Source organism: Sinorhizobium fredii USDA 205 (assembly GCF_001461695.1).
Classification (GTDB): Bacteria; Pseudomonadota; Alphaproteobacteria; order Rhizobiales; family Rhizobiaceae; genus Sinorhizobium; species Sinorhizobium fredii.
Map to the genome: position 1 here is coordinate 152,890 of NZ_AUTC01000045.1, position 13,412 is coordinate 166,301.

A 13,412-nucleotide genomic window follows, 5' to 3' on the forward strand; every position below is an offset into this window, starting at 1 on the left:
GGAAGGTGGGGTGGGTTCGGCAGAGAAAGCCCGTCCCCCTTGTAGGGAGGGGTTGGGGAGGGGTGGCATCCCCACACGCGTGCGCTGCTGTGCCGCCTCATTCCACTCTAGCCGAGATAGGTTTGGGCGAGCAGGTCCGAAAGTTTTTCGAGGTCCTGCTCGAGCCGCTTGTAGACCGTCTCGTTCATCGCTTCCGGCGTCATCACCGCAAGCCCGGAGTGAAGCCGCATCGTTTCCCGGTAGAAGGGTGACATCTGGCCGTTGACGAAGGCGTTCGGCAGCAGCTCGACCTCCGTCTTGATCTCGTTCAACTGAAAAAGCACGGAGCGGGGGTTGAGCGGGTCGAGCGCCAAGAGGTCGGTGACCGTCAGGGCGGCCGTGTTGACATTGTAACGGCGGCGATGGGTCATGACGCTGTCGCCGATCTCGAGCAGCATGTCATAGGCGCCGTCCGGAGCCTCCGGTCCGGACATGTGCCCGAGCAGCCTCGTCATGTGCAGGCCACGCTCGAGATAGCGGCCGATCGACAGGAACCGCCAGCCGGTGAAGCGATACATGTTCTCGTGGACGAGACCGGCAAAACCCGCAAGCTTGCGCAAGAGAATGGTCATCGCATGGGTCGCGTCGTCGCCGGCCTGCACTGTCGCATGGAATTTGCGTGCCGTTTTCGACAGGTCGTTCAAGGCGAGCCAGCCGTCGGGGGAGAACCGATCGCGGATGTTGCCGGCGCTGAAGAGCGCGCTGTCGATGTTGGCAAGCAGGCTCACCGGTACCGGCTGGCGCGTGCTGATGTCGAGCGCGGAGAGGTAGCTGCTGACGTCCTTCAGGAGCGGCATGCTCGGATCGGCCGCTTCGGCAAAGCGAGCGTGCCAGGCGCGCAGGATCCGAAGCGCACCCTCCGCTCTCTCGATATAGCGGCCGAGCCAGAAGAGATTGTCCGCCGCGCGGCTCGGCAGGCTGCCTGGAAGATTGCGGGTGAAGCTCTCCTCGGCCGGGAGCAGGGTGGTGCGCTCGACCGGTTTGTCGCTGACGATCCAGACATCGGCGGCGGTGCCGCCCGCCTGCATGGCGATCGCCGCCACGTCGTCGCCCGAGCCGATGCGGGCGAAGCCGCCCGGCATGATCTGCCAGCCGTCGCGGGTGCGTGCCGCAAAGACGCGCAAGCTCATCGGCCGCGGCGTCAGCCGCCCGCGCACCCAGGCCGGCGTCGTCGACAGGGTGACGACCTCCTGCCCGACGAGCTTGCCACCATCTGTCGCCAGCCATTCGGCGACCGAGGTCCTGGCGGTGTCGCGCAGCGAAGCGCCGAGCACCGATTGGCCGTTGTCGTCGAAGAAGGGCCGCGTCGAATAGGCCGGGCCGATCACCATGCCCTCGATGTTGTTCGCGACCTGCTGGCGCTCCGATTCCTGGCCGCACCACCAGGTGGCGATCGACGGCAGCTTCTGCTCTTCCCCAAGCAAATGGCGACACAGCGTCGGCATGAAGGCGAGGAAGGCACGCGTCTCGATAATGCCGGAACCGATCGCATTGACGATCGAGACGGAGCCGGCCCGGAGCGCTTCGACGAGGCCGGGCGTGCCGATATGGGAGGATTGATCGAGTTCGAGCGGATCGGCGAAGGAGGCGTCGAGGCGGCGCCACAGCACGCCGATCGGCTTCAGGCCGGCGACGGTGCGCACCATCACCCGGCCGCCGACGACCGTCAGGTCCTCGCCTTCGAGCAGCATGAAGCCGAGATAACGGGCGATATAGGCATGCTCGAAATAGGTTTCGTTGGCGATGCCGGGCGAGAGGACGGCGATGCGGTCGTCCGGATGCAGCTTTTGAGCTTGCAGGGTGTCGCGGAACGCCCCGAAGAAGCTCGCCAGGCGGTGGACGTGGGTTTCGGCGTAGAGGTTGGAAAAGGCGCGCGTCGTCGCCACGCGGTTTTCCAGCGCAAAGCCTGCGCCGGACGGCGCCTCGCTCCGGTCGGAAAGAACCCACCAGTTGCCGTCAGGCCCTCGTCCGATCTCGAAGGAACAGAAATGCAGGAAATGTCCACCCGCCGGGTTAACGCCGGCGAGCGGGCGCAGGAATTGCGGGTTGGATGCGACGAGGGCCGGCGGCAGCAGGCCTTCGCGGACGAGGCGGTTCTCGCCATAAATGTCCGCGACCACCTTCTCGAGGAGCTCGGCCCGCTGGATCAACCCCTCGGAAACGACAGCCCATTCGGCTTCGTCGATCAGCACCGGTATGTGCGACAGCGGCCAGCTTCGTTCGGTGTTTTCCTTGCCATAGGCCCGATAGAAGACGCCGGCGTCGCGCAGATAACGGTCGGCGCGGGCGAAGCGGTTGGCGAGCTCCGTTTCGTCCATTCGGCCGAGCGCGGCAAGCAGCCGCTGCCATACCGGTCGGACGTTGCCCTGGGGGTCGAGCATCTCGTCGGCGACGCCCGGCAGGGCGCGATAGCCGAACGCCGGGTCGCCATCGAGCCGCCTCTTGCTTGTTGCCTCTGCCGCCTGCTTCTTCGCCATTTACACTCCTGCCGGACGCCTCAAGTCGAGCGTCAGGGGAAACTCCGCCGATGGGGTCTCGGGTCGCAGCCGATACATGCCGGTCGTGTGGCCCCAGGGCTCGAAGCGCGCCAGCCGGCGTGCCTCCGCCTCATTGCCGTTGACCGGGAACGTCTCATAGTGACGCCCGCCCGGATGCGCAACATGGTAGACGCAGCCTCCGATCGCCCGATTCGACCATGTATCATAAACGTCGAATGTAAGGGGAGTGTTCACCGGCAAGACGGGGTGCAAGCCGGTTGCCGGCTGCCAGGCCTTGTAGCGCACGCCGGCGACGGCGATGCCGTTCGTGCCGGTTTTCGAAAGCGGCACCGACCGGCCGTTGCAGGTCACGATGTAGCGATCGGGATTGCCGGTCTCAAGCTTCACCTGAAGACGCTCTACGGACGAGTCGACATAACGCACCGTGCCGCCGATCGCGCCCTGCTCGCCCATCACATGCCAGGGCTCGAGCGCCTGGCGGATTTCGAGCTTCGCTTCCTCGTATTCCACCTCGCCGCAGAAGGGAAAGCGGAATTCGAGCTGTGCCGCGAACCATTCCGGCCGGAAATCGAAGCCATGAGCTCTCAGATCAGCGAGGACGTCGAGGAAATCCTGCCAGACATGATGCGGCAGCATGAAGCGGTCGTGAAGTGCCGTGCCCCAGCGCACGAAGCTGCCGTCGACCGGGTTCTTCCAGAAACGGGCGATGAGGGCGCGGACCAGCAGTTGCTGGGCAAGCGACATGCGGGCATTGGGCGGCATCTCGAAGCCGCGGAACTCGATGAGCCCGAGCCTTCCGGTCGGACCGTCGGGCGAAAAGAGCTTGTCGATGCAGATTTCGGAGCGGTGCGTGTTGCCGGTGACGTCGACGAGCAGGTTGCGGAACAGCCGGTCGACGAGCCACGGCAGCGGCGGCATGCGGCCCGCGCCGGGCGCCGGCACCTGGGCGAGGGCGATTTCCAGTTCATAAAGTGAATCGTGGCGTGCCTCGTCGATGCGCGGCGCCTGGCTGGTGGGTCCGATGAACAGGCCGGAAAAGAGATAGGAGAGCGAGGGATGGCGCTGCCAGTGCAGCACGATGCTCTTCAGGAGGTCCGGCCGGCGCAGGAAGGGACTGTCATTGGGGTTGCGACCGCCGACCACCACGTGGTTGCCGCCGCCGGTTCCAGTGTGGCGGCCGTCGATCATGAACTTGTCGGCGCCGAGCCGGCTCTGGCGCGCCTCCTCGTAGATCGCCGTGGTAATGTCGACGCATTCCCCCCAGGTCGACGCCGGGTGGATGTTGACCTCGATCACGCCCGGGTCGGGTGCCACCCGGATGACGTTGATGCGCTCGTCCTGCGGCGGAGCATAGCCTTCGATGTGGACGGTGAGGCCGAGCGCCGCGGCGGCCCGCTCGGTCGAGGCGATCAGGTCCAGATATTCCTCGATGTCCGTCGTCGGCGGCATGAAGACGCTGAGCCGGCCGTCGCGCGGCTCGACCGTGATCGCGGTGCGCACGGAGCCGGCGATCTCGTCGCGCGAGACGGGCAGCGGCGTTTGCGGCTCCTCGGAGGGCTGGAAGCGTGACTGTTGGGCGCGACCCTTCTCTTCGGTGAAATCGGGCAGGTCTGAGCGCCGAACGGTCGGGTCGACCGGATTGATATAGGGATAGGAGGAGGGGGCGATATAGGGCAGAGAACCGAGCGGCAGGCGGTAACCGACCGGACTGTCGCCGGGCACGAGAAAGATCTTGCCGCGCCGGGTCCTCCATTTCTCGCTCGTCCATTTGCGGCCCGAGGCCCGGGAATTCCAGGCCTGCACCGGCAGCACGTAGCCCGTCGGCGTCGTCAGGCCCCGTTCGAACACGCGGGCCAGACGGCTGCGCTCCTCCGGATCCTTGAGCTTCGAGTTGGACGGATCGACATTGTTCGGCAGGTTCGCTTCCTTGATGACCCATTCGGCCGGATCCTCATAGGCCGGAACGACCATCTCGGCTGCGACGTCGAGTTCGCCGGCGATGGCGACCAGCAGGCGCTCGGCATCGCGCTCCGCAACATCCTTCCTGCCGCGTTCCTCGGCAATCAGATCCGGCCGCTGCCAGATCGGCAGGCCATCCCGGCGCCAGTAGAGCGAGAAGGTCCAGCGCGGCAGGCTTTCGCCCGGATACCACTTGCCCTGTCCGTAGTGCAGGAAGCCGCCTGGCGCGAAGCGCTCGCGCAGGCGGCGAATGAGCGCGTCGGCCTTTTCACGCTTGGTCGGACCGACGGCGGCCGTGTTCCATTCGTCGGATTCGAAGTCGTCGATCGACACGAAAGTCGGCTCGCCGCCCATGGTGAGCCGCACGTCGTTCTCTACCAGCACCCGGTCGACTTCGTTGCCGAGCGCGTTGAGCGCCTCCCAGCTCTCGTCGGAAAAGGGCTTGGTGATGCGCGGATGCTCGGCGACGCGCGCCACCTTCATGTCGAAGGCAAAATCCGACTGCGTGTTCGGATCGCCGAAGAAGCCGCCGGAGATCGGTGCAGCGTTGCGATAGTGCGGGGTGGCGGCGAGCGGAATGTGGCTCTCGCCGGTCAAGAGGCCGGAGGTCGGGTCGAGCCCGACCCAGCCGGCCCCCGGGAGATAGACCTCGGCCCAGGCATGCAGGTCGGTGAAGTCGTGCTCGGTGCCGGAGGGGCCGTCGAGGGCCTTGAGGTCCGGCGTCAGCTGGATGAGATAGCCGGAGACGAAGCGGGCGGCATAACCGAGATTGCGGAGGATCTGCACGAGCAGCCAGCTCGAATCGCGGCAGGAGCCCCTGGCGAGACCAAGCGTCTCCTCCGGCAACTGCACGCCCGGCTCCATGCGGATGACGTAGCCGATCTCCTTCTGCAGCCGCGCATTGAGGCCGACCACCATGTCGACGGTGCGCTGGCGCGAGCGATCGACGCCTGCAAGGAAGGCCGAGAGCCTTTCGCCCGCCGGCTCCGGCGTCATGTAGATCTTCAGGTCCTCGCTGAGGTCCTCGGGATAGCGGAACGGCCAGTGCTCGGCCTCCTCCTCGACGAAGAAGTCGAAGGGATTGTAGACCGTCATGTCGGCGACGAGATCGACTTCGATCTTCAGTTCCGTCACCGGATCCGGGAAGACATAGCGGGCGAGATAATTGCCGTAGGGGTCTTGCTGCAGGTTGACGAAATGGTTTTCCGGCGAGACTTTCAGCGAGTGGCTGATGACCTTGGTCTTCGAATGCGCCGCCGGTTTCAACCTGATGATCTGCGGTGAGAGACTTACCGGCCGGTCATATTTGTAGTGGGTCAGGTGATAGATACTGGCCTTGATCGACATGCAGCGCTTTTTCCCCTCGATGGCGGATCCATCGTCCGCCATTCGAAAGGACTTTGTGCAATGCGAATAAAGAATGCAAGCCGAAACCAGGCCGGTTCAGGCTTGCTTTGCCGTCTCTGAGGCAACTCTCTCATAGCCTCAGACGGGCGGAGGATTGATCCGGGCGAAGCCCTCCTGGCGGTAATAGGGGAAGTGGGGGTAGGGCGCCGTCGTCGCGCTCGCTGCGTCGAGGCGGGCGATCTGCTCGGCCGAAAGAGACCAGCCGACAGCGCCGAGGTTCTGGCGCAATTGTTCCTCGTTGCGCGCGCCGATGATGACGCTCGATACGGTCGGGCGCCGAAGAAGCCAGTTGATGGCGATCTGCGGTACGGTCCGGCCGGTTTCCTCCGAGATCTGATCCAGCAAGTCGACGATCTCGTAAAGCCTTTCGTCATCGACGGGCGGGCCGAATGCGGCCGTGTCGTGCAGCCGGCTTCCCTCCGGCCACGGCTCACCGCGGCGGATCCGGCCGGTCAGCCTCCCCCAGCCGAGCGGGCTCCAGACGAGCGCGCCGACGCCCTGGTCGAGGCCGAGCGGCATCAGCTCCCATTCGTAGTCCCGCCCGGCCAGAGAATAGTAGACCTGATTGGCGACGTAGCGCGGATAGCCGTGCCGGTCGGCAACCGCGAGAGACTTCATCAATTGCCAGCCGGAGAAATTCGAAACGCCGATATAGCGCAGCTTGCCGGCGCGCACGAGCATGTCGAGGGTCGACAGCACTTCCTCGATGGGCGTTCCGGCATCGAAGGCATGCAGCTGCATCAGGTCGATATAGTCGGTGCCGAGCCGTTTCAGGGCGGCGTCGACGCCCTTGACGAGGCGCGCGCGGGACGAGCCGGCATCGTTCGGCCCGTCGCCGACCGGCAGCGATATCTTAGTCGACAGGAGCACCTCGTCGCGCCGGCCCTTGATCGCTGCGCCGAGGATTTCCTCGGAAGCGCCATCGGAATAGACATCTGCCGTGTCGAAGAGGTTGACGCCGGCCTCGAGGCAGATGTCGACCAGTCTGCGGGCCTCCGCTTCCGCCGTCGTGCCCCAGGCACCGAAGAGCGGACCCTTGCCGCCGAAAGTCCCTGCGCCGAAGCTGAGCGCCGGCACCTTCAAACCGGACGAACCGAGACGTCGATATTCCATTCCTCGAACTCCTTCGTGATCATTTCCTGCTGTGAGAAAGATGGAGCTAGACGTGTTTTGGATATAGACTGCCGATGGGAACATTATCTGTGAGTTGAATTCACATGTCGCGACCCTCGGTCAACCGTTCGGGCGAAATGGAAGTCTTCGTCAAGGCGGTGGAGCTCGGCGGCTTTTCCGCTGCTGCCCGCCACTTCCGCATGACGCCTTCGGCGGTCAGCAAACTGGTGCTGCGCCTCGAAGAGCGGCTCGGCGTCCGGCTGGTCAATCGCTCGACGCGTAAGTTGCAGCTTACGCCGGAGGGGCATGCCTTCTACGAACGCACGACGCGGATTCTCGCCGACATCGACGAGGCCGAGCGTTGCGCCTCGGCCGGCGAAAGCCCGACCGGCCGGGTAAGGCTGAACGTCAACGCCTCCTTCGGCACCCATATATTGATGCCACTGGTGCCGGAATTCCGGGCGCGCTTCCCGGCCGTCACGCTCGACATCATCCAGACCGACGCCGTCGTCGACCTGATGGAGGCACGCGCCGACGTGGCGGTCCGGGCGGGGCCGCTGAAGAGCTCGACGCTGATCGCCCGCAAGCTCGGCGCGACGCGAATGATGATCGTTGCAGCCCCTTCCTATGTCGAGCGGAACGGAATGCCTTCGAGTCTCGATGAATTGCGGGCGCATGACCGGCTCGGCTTCTGCTATGCCCGCGCGGTCGACGGATGGCCCCTCGGGAAGACGGGCGAAACGGTCGTGCTGCCTGCTTCGGGGACGGTGCAGGTCAGCGATGGCGAGGGGCTGCGGCACCTCGCCCTTGCCGGCGCCGGCCTGGCACGGCTTGCCGAGTTCGCGGTGCGCGAAGATATTCGCGCCGGCCGGTTGCTGACGGTGCTCGAAGACTTGAACCCGGGGGATCGTGAAGACATCCACGCGGTTTTTCTGGGGCAGGGCGGCGCGCTTCCCTCACGCGTGCGTGCGGTTCTCGATTTTCTCGCCAGCCACGCCCGCGTGAGGCCAATGCTGCCGAACGGCCTCCGGCAGGGGCGGCAGGCGTCGCAATAGGACAAAGGCTCGCGATACCGCGAGCCTTCTGTTCCGATCGACGACGCGTCAGCGCTTCGGTGCAACGAGCGCGAAAAGCGCCCCCTGCGGATCGGTGGCTTGGACGATCCAGGCGCCGCCGGGCACCTCCATTGGCTCCTGAATGATCTTCGCACCGCCGGACTTGGCGCGGTCGATCGCCGCGTCGAGCGCCTCGACGTTGAAGTAATAGAGCCAGTAGGGTGGCGCGGGAATTTCCTTCGGCTTGGTCATCATGCCGCCGATCGGTTGACCGTTATGGGCGAAGATCTGGTAAACGCCCATCTCGCCCATATCCATCGCCTGGTCCTTGGTCCAGCCGAACAGTTTCGAATAGAAGCCGAAGGCGGTGTCGAGGTCGCCGGCCATCAGTTCGTGCCAGCCCACATTGCCGGCGGCCATCTGGTCCATGGCCGGCGGCGGCTCGCCATCGCCCTTGAAGAGGGCAAAGGCCGCGCCATGCGGGTCGGTGACGATCGCGAAGCGGCCGACGCCGGGGATGTCGTCGGGCGCGCGGTGGACGGTGCCGCCTGCGGCGGCGAGCTTTTCGGCGGTCGCGTCGACGTCATCGACGGCCACATAGCCGAGCCAGGCCGGCGGCACTTTCATCTCGAGTGCGCCGTCGGGCATGGTCATCAGACCGGCCACCTGATGCTCGCCCTTGGAAAAGAGCGCGTAGTCCATGCCGGGCATGCCGGCGTCGCGGGCGGACCAGCCGACGACACTTTTGTAGAAGGCCTCAGCGGCCTTCGTGTCCGTCGTCATCAGTTCGTACCAGATGAATTTCCCATGCATGGTTGCTTCTCCCGTTGTTGGTGCATGCAGCGTGCTATCGCCGGCGGTATTCCGCCTTCATCAGTTCCTTCCAGCTTCCATCTTCCGCCTGGACGCGGGCCGTCAATGTCCTGTGGTTCGCATCGTTCAGCGTTATTCTGTCCTGGTATTTGGCGAACCTGCCGGGATTCTCGAAATCCGGGCCGTCGCAATTCAGCGCGAGCGTCTTGCCGTCGTCTTCGATCTCGCCGTCATAGACCCACATATGCGTCATCATGGATCCGACCCATGTACCGACATAGCGGCCGGTCAGCGGATTGAAGCCAAGCGTCATCAGCGTCTGGCCGGAATTTCCGTCCGGCATGGTCCCTTGCCCTTCGCAAACGACCCAGAGGCCCTGCATCGAACGGACATTCTCCACCCATGGCGCATTCGCCTCGCTGCCTGCCGGATCTTCGGACGTGATCGTCCATTCGCCGAGCAGTTGTTCCAGCCAGCGGTGTTCTTCCTGGGGCTCCGCTTTCACTTTTTCCTCCTTGGTTTTTCACCCATGGGCGGTTCTCCGACCCTGGGGCTTTTCGATTGCACAGCCTCGGCCGCCGTGCCCGATGCTACGGGGCACGGAGCGTGAAATAGGGCCGGTGGCCGCTAAGTCCATTCCGTCGCATCAGGCGTGCCGTTTCGGGAGTGCTCGGCGCCGTATCCGTTCCTCCTCCCGTGAGGGCCTTCGATCGATCTTGTTGGAGCATCGGTCATGACGCAGCTCGAAACTTGCGATGAGGACGTCGAACGAGGGGAAGCATTGTCATTTGCGCTTGACTATTTACGTTGATATCAACATTAGTCGGACATGTCAAAGCCGCCGCTCATTCCCTTCTCGACCACGATCTTCGTCCGGGACACCTGTCTCTGTCTGCATGTCCAGCGTGCCGCCCGGGCGCTGGCCCGCCGTTTCGACGAGGCGCTCCGGCCGCTCGACATCACCAACGGACAGTTCTCGCTGATGATGTCGCTCAACCGGCCGGAGCCGCCGAGCATGAGCGCCGTCGCGTCGCTTCTGGCCATGGATCGCACGACGCTGACGGCGGCGCTGAAACCCTTGGAGCGCCGTGGTCTCTTGGAGACCTTTTCGGATCCGCAGGACAGACGGCTGCGCCGCCTGCGCTTGACGGACGTCGGCGAGCGGCTGCTGGCCGACGCCGTGCCGATCTGGAAGCGGACGCATGCAGCGGTCGATGCGCAGCTCGGCGAGGCCGGCCCCGACCAACTGCGGGCCGATCTTCTCGCGCTTATCTAGTAGCAACCCGCAACCGTTCCGCCGTTGCGAACTGATCAGGACGAAGTGCGGCGTTCGCCGACGAGCGCGACGACCTCCGTGATCAGCGCCGTCGCCTGCCGCAGTCGCTCTTCCCCCATCTCGGCGCCAAGTGCATTCGCCCAGACGGCTTGTCGCGCGGTGATCTCTGCCAGCGCGACCTCTCCCTTTGGCGTGAGTGTCATCAGCTTGGCGCGCTGGTGTGCCGGATTTTGCCGATAGGCGAGCAACCCGTCGGCTTCGAGGAGATCGGCAATGCGTTGCACGCCCTGCCGCGCCAGTCCAAGCGCGCGGGCGGCATCGGCAACCGACATCGTCGCATGTCTCGCGGCGGCCAGCACCTGCCAGCGAGCGCTGGTCTGGCCAGATGGCTGCGCGAGCCTATCTCCTTCAAGGGTCAGATGTCCGGCAAGGCGAATGACCGAGATGGCGAATTCGGCGAAAGCATCGCCGGAAGGCGTACGGGGAGGTGAATTCATATTGACAACATATTGTCATTGCGGATAAAAGATTTTGACAATAAGTTGTCATAGTGAGTGATGGTTGGCAAGAGCGACGTTCCAAAACGGGGAGGATTGAGATGAAGATGACCTACAAGGGTAGCTGCCACTGCGGACGGATTCGCTACGAGGTCGATGTCGATCTCGAGGCCGGGACCAGTCGATGCAATTGTTCCTACTGCTCGAAAATGCGCTATTGGGGTGCTTCCGTGAAGCCGGAGGATTTCCGCTCCTCTGCGAAGAGAGCGGTATCGGAGACTATCAGTTCGGCACGATGAGCGGCCATCACCGGTTCTGCATGAATTGCGGCACGGCGCCCTATGGGCACGGATATGTCGAGGAGATCGGCGGAGCCTTCGTTTCCATCAACATCGCATGCCTGGACGATATCGATCCTGCCGTGCTGGCGACCTTGCCGATCCAATATATGGATGGGCTGCACAACAATTGGTGGAATGTTCCGGCCGAGACGAAACACATGTGATCTCAAAGCGAAACGAAAAGGGCTCCCGCTGCGGCAGGAGCCTTTTTTGTTGGCGACGTTGCGCCGACTACCGGTCGCCGAGGTCCCGCACGGCGCCGCGGTCGGCGGAGGTCGCGAAGGCGGCATAGGCCTTGAGCGCCGTCGTCACCCGACGCTTGCGCGGCTCTGCGGGCTCCCAGCCCTTTTCATCCTGCTCGGCGCGGCGGTTGGCAAGCTCGGCTTCCTCGACCCGCAGGCTGATCGTGCGGTTCGGGATGTCGATGTCGATCATGTCGCCCTCGCGGACGAGCCCGATCGTGCCGCCATTCGCAGCTTCCGGCGAGACATGGCCGATCGACAGGCCGGAGGTGCCGCCGGAGAAACGGCCGTCGGTGATCAGCGCGCAGGCCTTGCCGAGGCCCTTCGACTTCAGGTAGCTCGTCGGATAGAGCATTTCCTGCATGCCCGGTCCGCCCTTCGGCCCCTCATAGCGGATGACGACCACGTCGCCGGCCTTGATCTCGTTGCCGAGGATCGCCTTGACCGACGCATCCTGGCTTTCGAAGACGCGGGCCGGGCCGGAAAACTTCAGGATGCTCTCGTCGACGCCGGCGGTCTTCACGATGCAGCCGTCGAGCGCGATGTTGCCCTTGAGCACCGCAAGGCCGCCATCCTTGGAGAAGGGATGCTCGACCGAGCGGATGACGCCCTTTTCGCGGTCGGTGTCGAGGTCGTCCCAGCGCGCCTCCTGGCTGAAGGCCACCTGGGTCGGGATGCCGCCAGGGGCGGCGCGGAAGAAGTGGCGGACCGTCTCGCTCGTCGTGCGGGTGATGTCCCAGCGGTCGATAGCGTCACTGATCGTGGCGCTGTGCACGGTCGGGCAATCGCGGTTGATGAGGCCGCCTTTCTCAAGTTCGCCGAGGATCGACATGATGCCGCCGGCGCGGTGCACGTCTTCCATGTGCACGTCGCTCTTCGCCGGCGCCACTTTCGACAGGCACGGAACCTTGCGTGACAGCCGGTCGATGTCGTCCATGGTGAAATCGATCTCGCCCTCATGGGCGGCGGCGAGAATGTGCAGAACCGTGTTGGTCGAGCCACCCATGGCGATGTCAAGCGCCATGGCGTTTTCGAATGCCTGCTTGGAGGCGACGTTGCGTGGCAGCACGCTCTCGTCTTCCTGTTCGTAATAACGGCGGGCGATGTCGACGATCAGGTGGCCGGCTTCGACGAAGAGGCGCTTGCGATCGGCGTGCGTGGCGAGCGTCGAGCCGTTGCCGGGCAGCGACAGGCCGAGTGCCTCGGTCAGACAGTTCATCGAGTTGGCCGTGAACATGCCGGAGCAGGAGCCGCAGGTCGGGCAGGCGGAGCGCTCGATGACCTTGACGTCCTCGTCGGAAACGCTGTCGTCGGCGGCCGCGACCATGGCGTCGACGAGGTCGAGCGCGTGCGTCTTGCCGTGCAGCACGACCTTGCCGGCCTCCATCGGCCCGCCGGAAACGAAGACGGCGGGAATATTGAGGCGCAATGCCGCCATCAGCATGCCGGGGGTGATCTTGTCGCAGTTCGAGATACAGACCATGGCGTCGGCGCAATGGGCGTTGACCATGTATTCGACGCTGTCGGCGATGATCTCGCGCGACGGCAGCGAATAGAGCATGCCGTCATGGCCCATGGCGATGCCGTCATCGACGGCGATGGTGTTGAATTCCTTGGCGACGCCGCCGGCCGCCTCGATCTCGCGGGCGACGAGTTGGCCGAGGTCCTTCAAATGCACGTGGCCGGGCACGAATTGCGTAAACGAGTTCACTACCGCAATGATCGGCTTGCCGAAGTCGCTGTCCTTCATGCCCGTCGCGCGCCAGAGGCCGCGGGCGCCGGCCATGTTGCGGCCGTGGGTGGTGGTACGGGAGCGATAGGCAGGCATAACGTGTTCCTTCACGGACGAATATCGATACGCGAATATGGCGATCCTTGAGCGCCGGTCGAGGGGTACTAGCGCAAAATTGCGCGCGCGTCATCTTTCGCGTCAGATTATTTCCGCCCCGCGGATGGTCCGCGCGCCGGTCATGGAAGCGAGCTTAGCGGGTCGTGGTCGCTTTGCACAGCACTCGAACCCCAGCCCGGAAGTCTGGGTTGCAACGCGGCGCTCTCCAGCCTGCTCCTCGATCTCCGCCAGGATGGCGCATTGCCAAGCCGGATCAACAAGTCCATTGTTTTTGCAGCATTCACGCCTGTGTAGCGGAGTCCTTCGCTGCCGGGGGCGTATTG

9 protein-coding genes and 1 pseudogene are annotated in these 13,412 nt (G+C 64.4%); 3 read left to right on the plus strand and 7 right to left on the minus strand.

What is annotated here, in order from left to right; genetic code table 11:
- Positions 1-107: 107 nt before the first annotated feature.
- The 3 genes from N181_RS06615 to N181_RS06625 form a co-directional block, all read right to left on the minus strand.
- The gene (locus N181_RS06615; RefSeq protein WP_037394219.1) at positions 108-2,516 is read right to left on the minus strand and encodes a circularly permuted type 2 ATP-grasp protein; all 2,409 of its coding nucleotides are present in this window, start codon (positions 2,514-2,516) and stop codon (positions 108-110) included.
- The gene (locus N181_RS06620; protein ID WP_014329803.1) at positions 2,517-5,843 is read right to left on the minus strand and encodes a transglutaminase family protein; all 3,327 of its coding nucleotides are present in this window, start codon (positions 5,841-5,843) and stop codon (positions 2,517-2,519) included. It abuts the gene before it with no gap.
- A gap of 138 nt (positions 5,844-5,981) precedes the next feature.
- On the minus strand, positions 5,982-7,016 hold the full coding sequence (locus tag N181_RS06625; RefSeq protein ID WP_014329802.1) for an aldo/keto reductase: 1,035 nt from the start codon (positions 7,014-7,016) through the stop codon (positions 5,982-5,984).
- A gap of 104 nt (positions 7,017-7,120) precedes the next feature.
- Here N181_RS06625 and N181_RS06630 point away from each other — a divergent pair, with 104 nt between their 5' ends.
- Positions 7,121-8,071, plus strand: a complete 951-nt coding sequence (locus N181_RS06630; protein WP_037435190.1) for a LysR family transcriptional regulator — start codon at positions 7,121-7,123, stop codon at positions 8,069-8,071.
- 48 nt (positions 8,072-8,119) lie between these two features.
- Here the strand turns inward: N181_RS06630 and N181_RS06635 are convergent, their stop codons facing one another.
- Both N181_RS06635 and N181_RS06640 read right to left on the minus strand, forming a co-directional pair.
- Complete coding sequence (locus tag N181_RS06635; RefSeq protein ID WP_060563303.1) at positions 8,120-8,884, minus strand: VOC family protein; 765 nt, start codon at positions 8,882-8,884, stop codon at positions 8,120-8,122.
- 34 nt (positions 8,885-8,918) lie between these two features.
- Complete coding sequence (locus N181_RS06640) at positions 8,919-9,389, minus strand: DUF1579 domain-containing protein (protein WP_037394228.1); 471 nt, start codon at positions 9,387-9,389, stop codon at positions 8,919-8,921.
- Between the two features lie 324 nt (positions 9,390-9,713).
- On the opposite strand from N181_RS06640, the gene N181_RS06645 reads away from it, so the two are divergent.
- On the plus strand, positions 9,714-10,160 hold the full coding sequence (locus N181_RS06645; protein ID WP_014329798.1) for a MarR family winged helix-turn-helix transcriptional regulator: 447 nt from the start codon (positions 9,714-9,716) through the stop codon (positions 10,158-10,160).
- 35 nt (positions 10,161-10,195) lie between these two features.
- Here the strand turns inward: N181_RS06645 and N181_RS06650 are convergent, their stop codons facing one another.
- Positions 10,196-10,657, minus strand: a complete 462-nt coding sequence (locus N181_RS06650; protein WP_037394231.1) for a MarR family winged helix-turn-helix transcriptional regulator — start codon at positions 10,655-10,657, stop codon at positions 10,196-10,198.
- A 101-nt stretch (positions 10,658-10,758) separates the two neighbouring features.
- On the opposite strand from N181_RS06650, the pseudogene N181_RS06655 reads away from it, so the two are divergent.
- A pseudogene (locus N181_RS06655) lies at positions 10,759-11,162 on the plus strand (GFA family protein).
- 67 nt (positions 11,163-11,229) lie between these two features.
- Here N181_RS06655 and ilvD read toward each other — a convergent pair.
- Positions 11,230-13,068 (minus strand): dihydroxy-acid dehydratase, encoded by a 1,839-nt coding sequence (gene ilvD / locus N181_RS06660; RefSeq protein WP_037394235.1) that lies wholly within the window; start codon positions 13,066-13,068, stop codon positions 11,230-11,232.
- Between the last annotated feature and the right edge of the window lie 344 nt (positions 13,069-13,412).